The following is a 15,919-nucleotide window of genomic DNA, read 5'->3' on the forward strand; positions in this document are numbered from 1 at the left end:
TTTGGTTAAATGTTAGCCTAAAGTACTAAATAGAATATATAAATATTAATTTAATAATTTTGTAATATAAGCGCCGTGTGTATTATTTGTTACAAAATAAATTAAGGATTTTTTTGATGAAAACTAAGTTAGCGACAGCAATTGCATTCAGCCTTTTGGCGGGGACAACTTTTGCAGCACCAACTTTTTATGGTGAGATTGATGCCACAGTTGATTATTTACCTGAAGACAATGCTTCACCTGTGTCTGATCGCGATGTTATTGAACTGAATACTAATAATTCATTCTTGGGTTTAAAAGGTGAGGAGAAACTTACTGACCGTTTAAGTGGGCTTTATCAAGCTGAATTTACCTTCTATGTAGACAATGGTGGAAGTACAGATACATTTGTACCGCGTAATCTTTTAGTCGGTCTTAAAGATGAAAAGTTAGGTACAGTAAAACTAGGTAAAATCGATACGCCTGTAAAACAGCTTTCTTCAGTAGTTGATACTTTCAATAACTATGTTGCAAATAAAGCGGATATGGCAGGTATCTTTACCGGTGAAAACCGTATCGATAATGTTGTCGTCTATGAAGCTCCTGGCTTTGCAGTCGGTGAAGGTAAACTAAAAGCAACTGCACTATTAGCTACGGGTGAAGCTGGTGGTATTAGCTCGTCTAAAGGCGGTTCTAAAGTTGCAGGTCGTGGCTTGGGTGATGCATGGTCAGCATCTGTAGTATATGACAGCAAAGCAGTTGTTTTAGGTCTTGGTTACGATAAAGCAATTCCATCAAATTTTGCTGGTCGCGGTATTTTGAATGCATCTGCTCCAGAAGTAACAGGTGGAGCCGCAGGTAGTGTATTTGCTGCTGCAAATACGATCCGTGCGATTGGCCGAGTAAATTTAGATAATGGTTTAGCACTTAAGGCACTTTATCAAGTTTCAGAAGTCGAAGAGACAGCAAATGCTGACAATGACACTTCAGTAACTTGGCTTGAATCAATCAGAGCTATTGATGATCAACAAGCTTGGTTAATTGGAGCTGAATACAATTTGCCAACAGCAAAAGCATGGACAGTAAAAGGTCAATATAGTCAAAGCACAACTGAATTTACTACTGCCAAAGCTGATTATGAAGCTCAACAAATTCTAGTTGGTGCAGACTATGCATTCAGCAAGCAGGTGAAAGCATATGGTTATGCGGGCTACCTAATGTTAGAACAAGGTTCAAATGAAACGGATCAGCCAGTCGTAGGTACAGGTGTTGAATACAAATTCTAATTTAGATTTTGTACTCTAAGAAAAGGCGATGCTTTAGCATCGCTTTTTTTATGCTTAAAACAACAAAACTTAGCAATTTTATGTCTGATCTAACAAGTTTTGGACTGTTAACATGATTGAAAGTTTCAGCACTTCGTTTTAAAAATTATGCCTATTCAAGCTGTTTTATTTGACCTCGACAATACCTTGACCCATCGTGATCTGACGACACAAGCCTATAGCCGTTATCTGGCAGAATATTATGCGCCAGCATTGAAACAGGTCGAGTCTGACAAAATTATCGAGATTGTAAGGCGCATTGATAATGGCGGTTATCCGAAAAAGGAATTGTTGACACATGGCAGTATCGGGGCTTCGGCTGCTTATGCCTTATTGCAGGAGCTATCCTGGTTAAATCCTCCCAGCATAGATGAACTGGCCCAATTCTGGTTCAGCCAGTTTGGCCGTTTCGCCGTAGAAATGCCCGATGCCAAGCAGGTGCTAGAGCAGTTAAAATCCCAAGGCTATCAACTGGCAATTGTATCCAATGGCGGACATGACACCCGTTTAAATACGATTCGGGGTTTGGGTATTGAACCTTATTTTGATGAGATCATCAGTTCGGGACTAGTAGGCTTTAACAAACCACAGCCAGAAATATTCCAGATCACTGCAGAGCGTCTAGGTGTGCAGCCTGCACAGTGCCTGTATATTGGCGACCATCCAATTAATGATGTACAAGGAGCTACAGAGGCCGGAATGCATGCATTATGGATGCAAGGCTTTCATACAGATGCTGAACATATCCAATATAAAATTCAGCAACTGCCGGAAATTTTTGCGCATTTGCAGTTACTGAATCAGGCTTAAGTTATTCTTAAACAGTCAATCGTTTCGGCCCATTGCGAAGAATCACAGCGCGGACATTGCTGGTTGGCATGCGAAAGGGTTTGTACCTGTCCACAGTAAATGCAGGCATATAATTGCCCAGCCTTGACCTGTTGGACTATAGAACAGGTTTTAGGGAAAAGTGGCAGCCCAGGCCGAACCTCATCCGATTTGAAGAACAGGATACTGAACTTACCGTCAGTTTCCAGTAAACCGGTGCGTACCTGACCCAGATGCTCTACGCCTTGCTGGCGCATTTCGGCAAAGAATTCATCATGTGACATCTTACCTTTTTTAATTTCTTCAACGACCAGCACGCCATCTTCTACGATATAAATCGGTTTACCTTCCAGTAGGTCTTCAAACCACTGATATTTCATCATGAGCCAGGTGGTCAGGCGGTACATGATAATAATCACCGACATCACCAGAACTGCCTGAATCAGGGGAATATCTTCAGTAAACATCGGGTCGCCGGCAATCGAACCCAAGCTCAAAATGATAGCGACTTCGAAGATAGAAAGTTGACGTACCCCACGTTTTCCGGTCAGACGCAAAAACAGGATAATCATCGTGTACATCAGGGCACAACGCAGCAAAATTTCTGCGGTAAACTCCCAGGTGGTGTCATTTATAAATATGGTCGCCCAGTCCATTTAAATTCTTTATCCTCATTTTGCTCTTTGGCTCGAGTCTAGCAATATCAGTATTTTATTTGCTGCTGTGTTTATGTAAGTTTATGAATAAAGGTAGATTCTATTTAAAAAAGAAGCTTGAACTTAAAAATCTAGCTATTTGATCTATTGAAAATAAGATAGAGATTTCATGTAAATAATGCATAAAAAATCAGCAGATTAAATTTGAAGAAGATCACATTCTCTACTGTCTATTTTTAAATCTATAAAAGTATTATCCATTTGAAATTTATCAATATATATTCTGAATAATGTGTTTTGAATAATTAGGAGTGTTTAGAAATTTGTAAGCAAATCACTTCATCTTTATAAAAATCTGTAGTTTGTGGCCTGAAAAATAGAGTGATTACACTACTTTAATAAACTGTTTTTAAATTAGAAATTGTGATTTTGACTTCCAACAAGGGATGTATTGTGAAAAGAATATTCACGCTTTTAACGGTTATGGGTTTAAGTACAGCGGTCTGGGCAGATGCGGATTGGGATTATACTCAGCCTGAGCAATGGTCGACTTTGAGCCAGAAATATTCGGCCTGTAATGGTCTGAACCAGTCACCAATCAATATTGAACGAACAGTGAAAGCAGAACTGGAACCACTCAAGTTCAGCTATAACACCATGATTCATGCGATCGAAAATAAAGGTCATACCGTTCAGGTGGATTTTGCGCAAGGTGGTGAATTGCAGCTGGATGGCGATACCTTTGTACTGAAGCAGTTTCATTTGCACAGCCCGAGTGAAAACCTGATCAAGGGTAAAAGCTATCCACTGGAAATCCACTTTGTCCATGCCAATGCCAAAGGTGAGCTGGCTGTGGTGGGGATGATGTTTGAACAGGGACAGGAAAGTCAGATGCTCAAACGCATGTGGAGTCGCCTACCAAAAAAACAGGGTGAAAAAGTGGTTTTGAAAACGCCACAAGCGGTGAATCAGATGTTGCCTAAGAATCTGGATTATTATCGCTTTAGCGGCTCGCTGACCACACCTCCGTGTTCGGAAGGCGTACGCTGGCTGATTCTGAAAGATATTCAGCAGGCTTCTGCCAAGCAGATTTCGGAATTTACCAAACTGATGGGGCATCCAAATAACCGTCCGGTACAGTCCTTGAATGGCCGTGTAGTGCTGGAATAATCAATATGAGAGCGAAAAAGCAGACTTTGGTCTGCTTTTTTTAATTCTGATACAAATTTCGAAAGGGCACACTGAAAAGGACTTTGTGACGAAAGCTGAAAGATTTAATATGGATATTATTTCTTCTTTGACCTTCTCCTGCCATGCTCTTTGACTTAAAAACCATGATTCAGCCATTCACAGCGCTTTCGCCACAGCAGAAGAAGCTGGATCATCTGATTGATAAAATCGAGCAACAGAAACAGGAATTACACCAATGGCAACAGGCTGAAGAAGATCTGCAGCAATATACCCATAAAACCTTCATGCCAGTTTACCATGAATTGCATGGCGTACTGTTCAAGCAGCTGGAACAGCTCTGGAAGCACCTGCAGGAAACCACATTTTCCAAGGCAGAACTGGTGGTGCTGGATGAAAAGATTCAATACCTTGCAAATTATCTAAAAGACTCTCAGGCAATGTCGGTGCAACAAGCTCATAAAGTGAATGAAATCTTCACTTACTATCAGCAACGTGCCGAACATGCCCAATTCAGAAAAAGCCAAAAGAAAGTAAATGAACTGGAAACATTTTTTAAGAATGAGCATCCCTCAGATCTTGCAGATGTAGAAGTATTTGAAGAATGGGAATCAGATCATTTTCAGCAGGCACGTGAGCAGGCCAGATTAAAACGCCAGCAGGAAAAACAGGAACAGGCAGCAGCGATGGCAGAGCAGTCATTGAAAACCGTTTATTTAAAAATTGCTGCCATCATTCACCCTGACCGTGAAGTGAATGATGTCAAAAAAATCAAGAAAACTGAATTATTGCAACGTGCCAACGAGGCGTATGCAGAGCAGGACCTGTTTACGTTACTAAGAATGCAACTACAAATTGAACAAGATCAGGATGTTTCACAAAAAGGTTTAAGTGCAGAGCAACTCAAGTTTTATCAACTCGCTTTGGATGCACAGAGTCAGAAATTACAAGATCAGATCGATGTATTGATACATAGATTAGTCTGGTCACAAAAAACCAGAATTGCAGTAAAAAAGGCGAAAGGCAAAGTTCAGATTGCTGACCTGTATAAGCAAATCGATGAAGATACTTCAGCCATCAAACAGCAGATTAAAGTAGAAAAAGAACGCCTGATGTATATCAAAAAGGTAAGTGGCTTGGAGATGTTTTTAAGGCATGGGATGCTTTAATCTCTTATTCGTATAATAACTCTAGATGTAATAATGAAAATTCCCTCTCCTGTTAGGAGATGAGCATCCTCAGAATATATTCTGAGTGCGCAAGGGTGAGAGCTATTTTAAGATTCACCTCTCCCAGAGGGAGAGGGAGTCGTAACTGATTAGATGCCATCAATTAATTTAATAATGAACGTTCCCTCTCCTTTTAGGAGAGGGCTAGGGAGAGGTTATAAAATTTGATAATCTAAAGAAAATAATAAAAACATAAGCCTATGAATAAAAAATTCGATCCCCAACTATTACAATTTGCCAAATCCATGCGCCACACCACCACCGATGCTGAAAACTTGATGTGGCAACTGCTTCGTGCCAAACGTTTTATGAATCTGAAATTCCGTCGTCAGCACGTGATTGCACCATACATTTTGGATTTTTACTGTCATGAAATTGGTTTAGTCATTGAGCTGGATGGCGGTCAGCATGGAACAGATGATGCGATTGAATACGATGTTGAACGAACCAAGTTTTTAGAGGCTGTGGGTTTAACTGTTGTACGGTATTGGAATCATGATGTTTTAGGAAGGACGGATGTGATTTTAGAGCATTTATGGCAAGTATGTACTGAATTAAAGCAGACCTCTCCCTAACCCTCTCCTAAAAGGAGAGGGAATATTCATTACTAAATTCATGCAGGCATTAAATCCAATGACACTCCCTCTCCCTCGGGGAGAGGGCTGGGGTGAGGGTAATTGATCTTTTACTATATATAGTGTTTTTAATTATTAAATTATCTATATATAGTGTTTTTAATTTGACATTACATTTAATGGATTTATATGATTAAAACTTAGAATAAAAAGGTATAAATATGTCGATATTGAGTTGGGATGATTTTGAGGATGGTAGTAATAGTAGTTCCTCGTTGCCCAGTAGAAATAGTAAGTTAAAACTCGCATTAGATATATTAGCAGGTGTTTTATCACGTCTAGGTAATACTGAGCGTGAAAGAACTATATTTGCCCATTTCCAAAAGATGTATCACAATCTATTATCAAAAATAGGCATTCTCGTTGATTTAGATACTTTCCTTTATCACTATATCAATAGAGAAGTTTCTAAATTTTTTTCAAAATCCTTAAAGGGTAATGAATCGGTAAGTTTACAAACATTCTTTAAAATTATTCTATTAGTAGCTTTACCAATTATTTTTATAACCACTCGTAATTTTTCAATTCAAAAAAATCTTTCTATCTCTGCTTGAGTAACTCCTATGACCAAACTGTATTTATTTACACGTTTGGGGCATATCATTAAAAAACTCAGACGTGTAGTCCAAAATTCTATTTAGAAGGTAAAGAATTTATGGCTAGACGTAAAAAGTCAAAAGCTAAAAAAAGAACTAAGGTTGTTAAATCTCAGCCAATTATCATTATTAATGAGCAACCAGAAAGTTTGCGATATTGGCAGCAGGTGTTAGTAATATTAATAGTTCCGCTATTTAATTGGATAAAAGAAATTATCCAAACATATTGGAATTAAAAAAATCCCCTCACTAAGAGGGGATTTTTTTGAATCAAACTACAGCCTTAAAGCGCTGCAATTTGCTCCATATTCGCTTTAATCTTCGCTAACTGATCAGCAAACTCAGCAAGTTTCACTTTCTCACCTTCAACCACAGCTGCAGGTGCTTTTGCCACAAAACCTTCGTTAGAGAGCTTAGTTGCAATTTGGTCATGTTGCTTTTGAACCTTGTCTAAGTCTTTTTGAAGACGACCCAATTCCGCTTTCGGGTCAATTAAACCCTTCATTGGAACGTATACAGACACGTGACCAACGACAGATGAAGAAGACAATGGTGGTTGTTCGCCATCAGCAAGGAAAGTAATGCTTTCAACTTTTGCCAATGCTTTGAACAATGCTTCAATACGTGTGATCTGTGCTTTTTCAGCTTCAGTCGTATTTTGCAAAAGAACAGGCAACAAACGAGCATTACCTAGACCCATCTCACCACGGATGTTACGTACCGCACCAATCAAACCTTGCAGCCATTGCATGTCTGCTTCAGCCTGGTCATTCATCAATGCTTGCTCAGCAACAGGGTACGGCGCCAACATAATAGTTTCGCCAGTGATGCCAAGTTTCGGCGCAAGTGTTTGCCAGATTTCTTCAGTCAAGTACGGCATTAACGGATGAGCTAAACGTAAAGACGCTTCCATTACCGAAAGAAGAACACGACGTACTTCAGCTTTACGCTCTTCAGACACATTTTCATCGTTCAGAACCGGTTTGGTTAACTCAACATACCAGTCACAGTATTCATTCCAGATGAATTCATAAATCGCTTGCGCAGCTAGGTCTAAACGGTAGGTTGCAAATGCTGTTTGCACCGCTTGTTCCGCTTTTTGCAGACGGCTTACGATCCATTGTTCAGGCAACTCCCAAAGGTCTTGACGTGCTTCTGAACCAATCGTTTGACCTTCGACATTCATCATCACGAAACGCGTTGCGTTCCAGATTTTGTTGGCAAAGTTACGGTAGCCTTCAACACGTTTCATGTCGAACTTGATGTCACGACCAGTATTGGCAAGCGCACAGAAGGTGAAACGAACTGCATCGGTACCGTAAGACTGAATTCCTTCAGGGAATTCTTTACGGGTTGATTTTTCAATCTTCGCTGCCTGTTTCGGGTTCATCAAACCTGTGGTACGTTTTTGTACTAAAGTTTCAAGATCCACACCATCAATCAAGTCTAATGGGTCAAGCACGTTACCCTTCGATTTAGACATCTTCTGACCTTCGCCATCACGTACCAGACCGTGAACGTACACAGTCTTGAACGGCACTTGAGGCGTACCATCTTCATTCTTCATGAAGTGCATGGTCAGCATGATCATGCGGGCAACCCAGAAGAAGATGATGTCAAAACCGGTTACCAGTACCTCTGTCGGGTGGAAGGTATTCAGGAAGTAGTTTTCTTTGTCTTTTGCTTCGTCGCCAGTCCAACCTAAGGTTGAGAATGTCCAGAGACCTGAAGAGAACCATGTATCCAGTACGTCTTCGTCTTGGTTCAATTGAACATCGGCAGGAATATTGTTTTTCGCCCGAACTTCAGCTTCGTCACGACCAACATAAACACTGCCTTCCGCATCGTACCAAGCAGGGATACGGTGACCCCACCATAATTGACGCGAGATACACCAGTCTTGGATGTTGTTCATCCACGCCATGTACATGTTGCTGTACTGCTCAGGTACGAACTTGATACGACCGTCTTGAACCGCTTCAATGGCAGGTTTCGCAAGAGGCGCGATTTTTACATACCATTGGTCTGTTAATAACGGCTCAACGATCACGCCTGAACGGTCACCGCGAGGGGGTTTCAATGTATAAGGTTGGATTTGGTCTAACCAGCCTTCAGCTTCTGCTTGTTCAACCAGTTTTTTACGTGCTTCAAAACGTTCTAAACCAATGTAGTCCGCAGGTGCAGGGATGGTTTTAGAAATTTGTTCGCCCGCTTTCGCGATGTATTCAAACTCAGCAAGAACTTCAGCATTTTTGTTGAAGATGTTGATGATTGGCAATTCGCAACGTTTACCTACTTCATAGTCATTGAAGTCATGCGCAGGGGTGATTTTCACACAGCCTGTACCGAATTCTTTATCGACATATTCGTCTTTAACGATTGGAACCGCACGACCAGTGATTGGCAGGATGATGTTTTTACCCACCAGATCCGTATAACGTTCATCATCAAGTGCAACGGCAACAGCTGTATCACCAAGTAGTGTTTCAGGACGTGTTGTAGCTACTACGATGTGATCTTTACCATCATGCGTGCGCAATGATTTGTCTTCAAAGAAGTATTTGAAGTGCCAGAGTGAACCTGCTTCTTCTTTATCAGACTCAACTTCCAGGTCAGAAAGGGCAGTTTGCAGTTTTGGATCCCAGTTCACCAGACGTTTGCCGCGGTAGATCAGGCCTTCTTCGTGAAGTTTTACAAACACTTCTTTTACTGCGTTTGATAAACCATCATCCATCGTGAAGCGTTCACGTGACCAGTCAACCGAAGAACCTAAGCGACGGATTTGACGGGTAATGTTACCGCCAGACTGTTCTTTCCATTCCCAGACTTTTTCGATGAACTTTTCACGACCCAGGTCATGACGGCTAACCCCTTGTGCACCCAGCTGACGCTCAACCACCATTTGCGTTGCAATACCTGCGTGGTCAGTACCCGGTTGCCAAAGCGTATTTTTACCAGACATACGGTTGAAACGCGTCAAGGCATCCATGATGGCATTGTTGAAACCATGACCCATGTGCAGGCTACCAGTGACGTTTGGTGGCGGAATCATGATACAGAAAGATTCGCCTTTTTCAGACGGCTTAAAGTAACCACGCTCTTCCCAAGTTTGGTACCATTTTTTCTCGATCTCGGTCGGATCGTAGGTTGTCGCGATATTTTGCGCTGAGTCAGTCATAGTCTAAACAGATCAAAAGTGAATGAAAAATTGCATCTATTGTAGCAAAAAAAATAGTGCGTGCGGCAGCTTAACCAAATGCAAACTTTAGCCAATTGGCATGTATAGCAACTCATCGTATGATAGAACGATAAAAAAACGCGACTCATCGCAGCATATCAAAAAGGATAATAAGATGAGCTATAGCATTTCCCTGAAGCTTCAACCCGAAACCCATCAGCGCTTTAAAGATCTTCATTCCAGATTAAATGCCGGCGAGCGAGACAGTCTTGCCAGACCCTTAGGTGAAAATCTGGCCGATATGGCCTGTGAAATTATTGACCAGATTTTTGGTCAGGTGGTGCAGCTGGCCAATTCACCGGACAGTGATTCCGAAAAAGTGATTCAGCAGATTATGCATAACACCCGTAAATATATGCCGTGGTCGGTTTCGTTGTTTGGCAATGAGCGGCTGATGCCTATGGTGAACTATTTGCATCGCATGACCTATGAGTATCAAGGTGATGCTTTTGTCCGTTATCCGGTAGAAAAATTGCTGGTGATGGAACTGCTCGGCTGTATTGACCAGATGAAAAATGGTAATCACCAATATGTATCACCCGCTTTAAAAGCCTTTACTCAGGTGGTCGATCAAGGGGTGACGCATTTAATCCGTGAACCGAAAAAAATGTTGAAATTTAATGTCGTGGTCGATAAAACCTTGAATGGGGTGATTCATTTAACCACCCAGTTAGGCTATAAACGTTTTGACAAGCTCGGTAGCATCTATGATGCCGATACCATGAGTTATTATTTTGAGCATTTGCTGGTATTTCTGGAAGATGAAATGCCGTACCATATTCATTAAAACAAGGGAAACAGGATTTCATGGCGAAAGTTGAAGACTTAAATGGAAAAGTGGTCTGGATTACCGGCGCATCTTCAGGGATTGGCAAGGCGATTGCCCAGCAATGTGCTGCACTTGGGGCACAGGTGGTACTGACTGCACGCCGAGAGGAAGAACTGGAAAATGTTCGCCAAAGTCTCACCAATCCGGATCAGCATATTTCAGTTATTGCCGATATCACAGATGAAAGCCAGGTTCGTCATGCCTATGAACAGGTTTTGCAACAAAAAGGCCGGATTGACTGGCTGATTAATAATGCAGGACTCAGTCAACGTGCCCTGATTCAGCACACCACCATGCAGACTGAACGCGCTATTATGGAAGTCGATTATTTCTCGCAGGTATTTCTCACCAAAATGGTATTGCCGACCTTTCTGGCACAAAAATCAGGTCGTATCGTGTTTATTTCCAGTGTGGCAGGTTTGCTTGGCACCCAGTATCGCGCCTCCTATTCAGCAGCCAAAGCAGCGATTCATATGTGGGCCAATAGTTTACGTGCTGAAGTTGCTGATCAGGGCGTTCAGGTCTCAGTGATATTCCCGGGCTTTGTTCAAACCAATGTGTCGTTTAATGCTTTAAATGGGGAAGGCAAGCCACAAGCCAAGCAGGATGAAGCGATTGAAAATGGTCTGTCGGCAGAAGATTTTGCCCGTCAAACAGTACAAGCCTTGCAGTGCGGCGAAGAATATATCGTGATTGGCGGAAAGAAAGAAAAACTTGGTGTGCTAGTTTCACGTATTTCCCCCAAGGTGCTGTACAAAATGATTCGCAAGACCAAGGTGAAATAAGAGATTTAAAGTTTTATCAAATTCAGGCAATTTTCTCTTGAGCGAATTGAACCTGATTACGGCCCATCTGTTTGGCCTGATACATGGCATGATCAGCCGCTAAAGTGGCTTCTTTAATCTGATTAGGATGATTGAAGAAGCTGACTCCGATACTGATAGTCAGGTAAATATGCTGCTGTTCATGATGTAATGGGGTTTCTTCAAGCTGTAACCGGATCCGTTCAGCAATTTTAAAGGCGGCATCTTTTTGAATGTCATGCAAGACGAGCAGAAACTCTTCACCACCAATACGTGACACTTGGTCTTTGTCCCGAATATTGGCTTTAAATATCTGACTGATATGTTGTAAAACCAGATCACCGACCTGATGTCCATAACGATCATTAACGGCTTTGAAATGATCTAGATCTGCCATCAAAACTGCATGCTGTAAGGCGGGATTGGGATCTATTTTTTGAATATAGGCTTCAAAGCCACGACGGTTTAATAATCCGGTCAGCGGGTCGTGATGGCGCTCCCGTTGCAACTTTCGCACCAGATCCAAAATTGCACAGCCAATGAATAAACCTAAAAAGATCAGATCAATCAGCAGCAGGAGCAGCTGCGTAAATGCCCATGCCGGTTCGTAATGGGCGACAAATCCCTGATCCTCAAGTAAAACAGAGAATAGCAAGGCACGACCCATGATGATGAACGCGGTCGCGAGGGTAAAAATTTTCAGGTAACTGTCGATACGTAAGCGTGTACTCGTCCGAATAAAGGCAATCGGGCGGTGCAAATAAATTGCCGCAGTAATGCTACCAATAATCAGCAAACGGGCAGTCTGGTCAGCAGTCACTTGGGTAAAGTAGTAAATGCCAAACGCACCCAAGGCAATCAGGTAAATATAGTTTGGCCATACATAGTCGATTTTTAAACGCTCATAAATGGCTTTGCTGTGAAAGGTACAGGACAAGAAGTAAAGAGCAGCAATGAAACTGGAGATTTCAACTAAAACTGCTGCAGATAAAACGGTATTGAGTAATATCGTTACGCCAATCAGAATCAGTGCATAAGCATAAGATCTTAAATAATTAGGTAAGCCTTTATAATAGGAAATACTCAGCGTGATGATCCCCAGGCTCGACATGATGCTGGGCACGAGTAGACTGTAAAAATTCAAATCCGGGATCAGCGTGTTAGATTATAATGTGAGCAGGTGGGTGAATAATATCATTTATTGCGATGAAAAATATAAATAAAATGGATAATCAAACTAATCGAAATGACCTGTTGAACCGCTCGATATTTTATAAAAACTCAAAAAAATAATATCAAAATGCCCCTTACTCCTGATGATCATTGAGCTGAAAAGGCATTTGTTTTAGTCCAAATCGATGGACGTATTTATAAAATGCTACCAATTTGGACTTGTAGTTTTATCCTGAAAATTTAAGGTGGAAACAGGATGAAAATATAAAGGATCTATCTGAATGAAAACCCCGGTGCCCGATTATCTCCAGCATGTATTAACGGTCTGTCATGATAATGATCAGGGCGCTTTGGCTGACTATATCCCTGAACTGGCAGCGGTAGATCCAAACAAGTTCGCTTTGGCGCTGACCACGGTGGATGGCACGATTTATTCCACGGGAGATGATGAAACCGAATTTACCATGCAGTCGATGTCCAAGCCTTTTGCCTATGCCTTGGCATTGCAGCATTTGGGAATTCCAGCAGTACTGGAAAAGGTCGGCGTTGAACCTTCAGGAGAGGCTTTTAATCAGATTTCGCTAGATAAAGAAACCAATCTTCCTAAAAATCCAATGATTAACTCGGGTGCGATTACCACGCATTCTTTGATTCCGGTACAAAAAGGCATTTCACGTGCGGAATGCTAACGCCGTTTTTTAAGTGAGCTGGCAGGACGTCAACTGGAATTCGACAAGCAGGTGTATAAGTCGGAAGTCAAAACTGCATTCCGGAACCTGTCGATTGGCTATATGCTGCGTACTGTAGGTGTGCTTGATTCGGATCCTGTGGAAATCGTCAATGGATATATCAAGCAATGTGCGATTAAGGTGACGGTCAAAGATCTGGCAAATATCTGTAGTGTGCTCGCTAATGGTGGTGTTCAGGCCAAAACTGGCAAACAGTTGTTAGAGCGTGATGTAGTGCGCCAAGTGCTCAGCGTGATGATGACCTGTGGCATGTATGATGCGGCGGGTGACTGGCTGACTACGGTGGGCATTCCTGCCAAAAGTGGTGTGTCGGGTGGAATTATCGGGGTATTGCCTGGGCAGGTGGGAATTGTGGTTTTTTCTCCTAAAATTGATGAGCATGGGCATAGTGTACGTGGGGTAGATATTTTTGAGCGTTTGTCGCGTGACATGGGCTTGCATCTGATGGAAGGGACGCCATCGGCACAGACCATTTTGCAAAGTCGTTATACAGCAGGTAAGAACAATGACATTATCGTGTATGAGCTGCGCGGTGTATTGCAATTTACCGAATCGGAAATGTTGCTGCGGATCTTGCAGGATGAGCCAGACGCTAAAACACGTATAGTCATAGACCTGACTAATTTAACTTTGATTCATGATGTAGGTGGACGCATGTTATTTGAAGGCGTCAAACGTTTACAAGCGAATGGACACAAAGTGGTGGTCATTGACTCAGAAGGCGTATTGGGTGAGGAACAGGTGAAAGGCAATAAGCGGGTAGTGGTGACAGAAGAGTTAGAGCGCTATTTAGAGAAGTTTAGTTAAGCCATACTTATAGAGATGAGTATGCCTTTCATTATTTGTGCTTTTAAACTTGCTCAGTAAAGGAAATGAAAGATAAAAAAGCCCCAAACAGTGTCGAGGCTCTTTTTAAATATTGCAAAGCTTATTTAATATGCTCGGCAATGTCCGTAAAGATCACGCCTAAGCCGTGTGCGCCTGCGTCCGGATAGCTTAAGCTACGATCACCGACTGTACCAGCACGGCCCATACGCGCCACGATCTCTTTGGTGGATTCTGCACCTTTTACTGCGGCCTCTGCACCTAAGACAAAGTTTTCTTTAAACCTCTTGTCGGTATTGGCTGACCAAGAGTCTGCGCAAGGAACCAAAGCATCAATCAGGGTTTTGTCACCGACCACAGCACCACGACCAAATGAACGCTCACCTGTCACTTGAATACCTTTCACTGCTGCTTGCAGCATCTCGGCAAAATCTGCCACGCTTAGGATTTGTTTACCTTGAATGGCTTTGCTGGCTGAACGGAAAGCAGAACCCCAAATTGGCCCTGACGCACCGCCACAATGTTCCATAATAATCATGGAACTATTCAGCAGGAATTCATCCATGTGCTGCGCTTGAATCAGGCTTTGCCATTCGCGTTTCAGTTGTTTAAAGCCTTTGGCGACGCTCATACCAAAATCGCCGTCACCTGCATGGGCATCCAGCTCGCAGAATGGCACTTCGTTTTTGATGATGCAGGCCGCCATCACATCGACCACATAACGCATGTTTTCAATCGTGAATTGCTCGTTCTGAATTTCAGCATGTTCTGCTTGGGTTTCAACTTCGGTATTGGCGGTTTGTTTTGCTGCTGCATCTTGTGCTGCAAATTCAAATGGTAGTGCAGGTGAGCCATCAAGCTTTAAGGCAGGGGTATTGGCTTCCGCATCCAGATAGGTTTTCAGTTCATCATCCACAGCAAGTAATGAGACCGATGCACCATTCATGTCGATACTGGTCATGTAGTTGCCAACAAATGTACGGTAAATCTTGATGCCTTTACGTGCCAGATGTTCGCATACATCATTGTTAAATACATACAGTTCTTGCATTGGTGTTGAACCAAAGCCATTCACCAACAACGCAACTTCTTGCATGTCAGGACGGTCAAGAAATAAGTCATCGACCATACGTTGTGCCATTTCTTTCGATGGCAGGATTTTTTCACGACGAATGCCGGGTTCACCGTGGATGCCGACGCCGTATTCCATTTCATCATTCGCCAAGGTGAAGGTGGGTGTGCCTTTGGCAGGAACGGTACAAGAGGTAAAGGCAAAACCAAGGCTAATCACGTTATCTGCTGTTTTTTGAGCCAGCTCTTTCACGCGAGCAAGTTCATAACCTTTAGAGGCAGCAGCACCGGCAATTTTATGCACGAAGATGGTACCAGCAACACCACGACGACCAACCGTATAGAGGCTGTCTTTAACGGCAATATCATCCGCCACTTTTACATAATCGACTTTAATGCCATCTTCCTGAGCAAGTGCTGCACCATTCTGGAAATTCATCATATCGCCAGAATAGTTTTTGATGATCATCAAAACGCCTTTGTCTGTTGCCACATGTTGCAGGGCTTTGTAGACCTGAATTTGAGAAGGTGATGCAAACACGTCACCACATACAGCCGCGTCTAACATGCCTGTACCGATAAAGCCCGCATGTGCAGGTTCGTGACCACTACCACCGCCACTAATCAGTGCCACGTTATTGTGTTTTTGTTTACGTGAAATGATTTTATGCGATTCGGTAAATGTCAGTTCAGGGTGAGCAAGGACAAAGCCTTTGCACATTTCGACAACCAGATTTTCAGGGTTGTTGATGAGTTTTTTCATTGTTGCACCAATGGGTTAAATGGGAGAGGTAA

The 15,919-nt window shown here is 42.3% G+C and carries 13 protein-coding genes and 1 pseudogene; 10 read left to right on the forward strand and 4 right to left on the reverse strand.

The genetic code is table 11. The features are described 5' to 3' along the window. The first annotated feature begins 116 nt into the window (after positions 1–116). Both ACP7AK_RS09070 and ACP7AK_RS09075 read left to right on the forward strand, forming a co-directional pair. Positions 117–1,265: a porin gene (locus ACP7AK_RS09070; protein WP_312584714.1), complete on the forward strand. Its 1,149-nt coding sequence runs from the start codon at positions 117–119 to the stop codon at positions 1,263–1,265. A 147-nt stretch (positions 1,266–1,412) separates the two neighbouring features. After that, entirely contained in the window at positions 1,413–2,114 is a 702-nt protein-coding gene (locus ACP7AK_RS09075; RefSeq protein WP_425879669.1) for an HAD family hydrolase, read from the forward strand. Here ACP7AK_RS09075 and ACP7AK_RS09080 read toward each other — a convergent pair. Continuing rightward, positions 2,111–2,788, reverse strand: coding sequence for a DUF421 domain-containing protein (locus tag ACP7AK_RS09080; RefSeq protein WP_004279384.1), 678 nt, complete (start codon positions 2,786–2,788; stop codon positions 2,111–2,113). The genes ACP7AK_RS09075 and ACP7AK_RS09080 overlap by 4 nt on opposite strands. 483 nt (positions 2,789–3,271) lie before the next feature. On the opposite strand from ACP7AK_RS09080, the gene ACP7AK_RS09085 reads away from it, so the two are divergent. From ACP7AK_RS09085 to ACP7AK_RS09105, 5 genes are all read left to right on the forward strand, one after another. After that, entirely contained in the window at positions 3,272–3,958 is a 687-nt protein-coding gene (locus tag ACP7AK_RS09085; RefSeq protein ID WP_425879784.1) for a carbonic anhydrase, read from the forward strand. A gap of 143 nt (positions 3,959–4,101) precedes the next feature. Continuing rightward, positions 4,102–5,145 carry a hypothetical protein gene (locus ACP7AK_RS09090; protein ID WP_004646241.1) on the forward strand — a complete coding sequence of 348 codons (1,044 nt, stop codon included), beginning with the start codon at positions 4,102–4,104 and terminating at the stop codon, positions 5,143–5,145. A gap of 260 nt (positions 5,146–5,405) precedes the next feature. After that, the gene (locus ACP7AK_RS09095; protein WP_425879672.1) at positions 5,406–5,780 is read left to right on the forward strand and encodes an endonuclease domain-containing protein; all 375 of its coding nucleotides are present in this window, start codon (positions 5,406–5,408) and stop codon (positions 5,778–5,780) included. Positions 5,781–6,001: 221 nt separating this feature from the next. After that, positions 6,002–6,394 (forward strand): hypothetical protein, encoded by a 393-nt coding sequence (locus ACP7AK_RS09100; protein ID WP_425879674.1) that lies wholly within the window; start codon positions 6,002–6,004, stop codon positions 6,392–6,394. A 101-nt stretch (positions 6,395–6,495) separates the two neighbouring features. After that, positions 6,496–6,672 (forward strand): hypothetical protein, encoded by a 177-nt coding sequence (locus ACP7AK_RS09105; RefSeq protein WP_155237102.1) that lies wholly within the window; start codon positions 6,496–6,498, stop codon positions 6,670–6,672. 47 nt (positions 6,673–6,719) lie between these two features. Here the strand turns inward: ACP7AK_RS09105 and ACP7AK_RS09110 are convergent, their stop codons facing one another. Then, on the reverse strand, positions 6,720–9,614 hold the full coding sequence (locus ACP7AK_RS09110) for a valine--tRNA ligase (protein WP_425879677.1): 2,895 nt from the start codon (positions 9,612–9,614) through the stop codon (positions 6,720–6,722). Positions 9,615–9,789: 175 nt separating this feature from the next. On the opposite strand from ACP7AK_RS09110, the gene ACP7AK_RS09115 reads away from it, so the two are divergent. Beyond that, complete coding sequence (locus ACP7AK_RS09115; protein WP_425879679.1) at positions 9,790–10,461, forward strand: hypothetical protein; 672 nt, start codon at positions 9,790–9,792, stop codon at positions 10,459–10,461. Positions 10,462–10,481: 20 nt separating this feature from the next. After that, positions 10,482–11,288 (forward strand): SDR family oxidoreductase, encoded by an 807-nt coding sequence (locus ACP7AK_RS09120; protein ID WP_425879681.1) that lies wholly within the window; start codon positions 10,482–10,484, stop codon positions 11,286–11,288. Positions 11,289–11,310: 22 nt separating this feature from the next. Here the strand turns inward: ACP7AK_RS09120 and ACP7AK_RS09125 are convergent, their stop codons facing one another. Beyond that, positions 11,311–12,417 (reverse strand): GGDEF domain-containing protein, encoded by a 1,107-nt coding sequence (locus tag ACP7AK_RS09125; RefSeq protein WP_195726078.1) that lies wholly within the window; start codon positions 12,415–12,417, stop codon positions 11,311–11,313. Positions 12,418–12,760: 343 nt separating this feature from the next. On the opposite strand from ACP7AK_RS09125, the pseudogene ACP7AK_RS09130 reads away from it, so the two are divergent. Next, positions 12,761–14,035 (forward strand): annotated as a pseudogene (locus ACP7AK_RS09130) (glutaminase). A 121-nt stretch (positions 14,036–14,156) separates the two neighbouring features. Here the strand turns inward: ACP7AK_RS09130 and dhaK are convergent. Further along, positions 14,157–15,887: a dihydroxyacetone kinase subunit DhaK gene (gene dhaK, locus ACP7AK_RS09135; RefSeq protein ID WP_425879683.1), complete on the reverse strand. Its 1,731-nt coding sequence runs from the start codon at positions 15,885–15,887 to the stop codon at positions 14,157–14,159. Positions 15,888–15,919: the final 32 nt, after the last annotated feature.

This window comes from Acinetobacter sp. TWP2-2-3 (assembly GCF_049896445.1).
Taxonomy (GTDB): domain Bacteria; phylum Pseudomonadota; class Gammaproteobacteria; order Pseudomonadales; family Moraxellaceae; genus Acinetobacter.

Excerpts from the sequence above, each read along its gene's own strand:
- ACP7AK_RS09070 (WP_312584714.1), top strand. The coding sequence starts at position 117 with ATGAAAACTAAGTTAGCGACAGCAATTGCATTCAGCCTTTTGGCGGGG.
- ACP7AK_RS09075 (WP_425879669.1), top strand. The coding sequence starts at position 1,413 with ATGCCTATTCAAGCTGTTTTATTTGACCTCGACAATACCTTGACCCAT.
- ACP7AK_RS09080 (WP_004279384.1), bottom strand. The coding sequence starts at position 2,788 with ATGGACTGGGCGACCATATTTATAAATGACACCACCTGGGAGTTTACC.
- ACP7AK_RS09085 (WP_425879784.1), top strand. The coding sequence starts at position 3,272 with ATGGGTTTAAGTACAGCGGTCTGGGCAGATGCGGATTGGGATTATACT.
- ACP7AK_RS09090 (WP_004646241.1), top strand. The coding sequence starts at position 4,102 with ATGCTCTTTGACTTAAAAACCATGATTCAGCCATTCACAGCGCTTTCG.
- ACP7AK_RS09095 (WP_425879672.1), top strand. The coding sequence starts at position 5,406 with ATGAATAAAAAATTCGATCCCCAACTATTACAATTTGCCAAATCCATG.
- ACP7AK_RS09100 (WP_425879674.1), top strand. The coding sequence starts at position 6,002 with ATGTCGATATTGAGTTGGGATGATTTTGAGGATGGTAGTAATAGTAGT.
- ACP7AK_RS09105 (WP_155237102.1), top strand. The coding sequence starts at position 6,496 with ATGGCTAGACGTAAAAAGTCAAAAGCTAAAAAAAGAACTAAGGTTGTT.
- ACP7AK_RS09110 (WP_425879677.1), bottom strand. The coding sequence starts at position 9,614 with ATGACTGACTCAGCGCAAAATATCGCGACAACCTACGATCCGACCGAG.
- ACP7AK_RS09115 (WP_425879679.1), top strand. The coding sequence starts at position 9,790 with ATGAGCTATAGCATTTCCCTGAAGCTTCAACCCGAAACCCATCAGCGC.
- ACP7AK_RS09120 (WP_425879681.1), top strand. The coding sequence starts at position 10,482 with ATGGCGAAAGTTGAAGACTTAAATGGAAAAGTGGTCTGGATTACCGGC.
- ACP7AK_RS09125 (WP_195726078.1), bottom strand. The coding sequence starts at position 12,417 with ATGTCGAGCCTGGGGATCATCACGCTGAGTATTTCCTATTATAAAGGC.
- dhaK (WP_425879683.1), bottom strand. The coding sequence starts at position 15,887 with ATGAAAAAACTCATCAACAACCCTGAAAATCTGGTTGTCGAAATGTGC.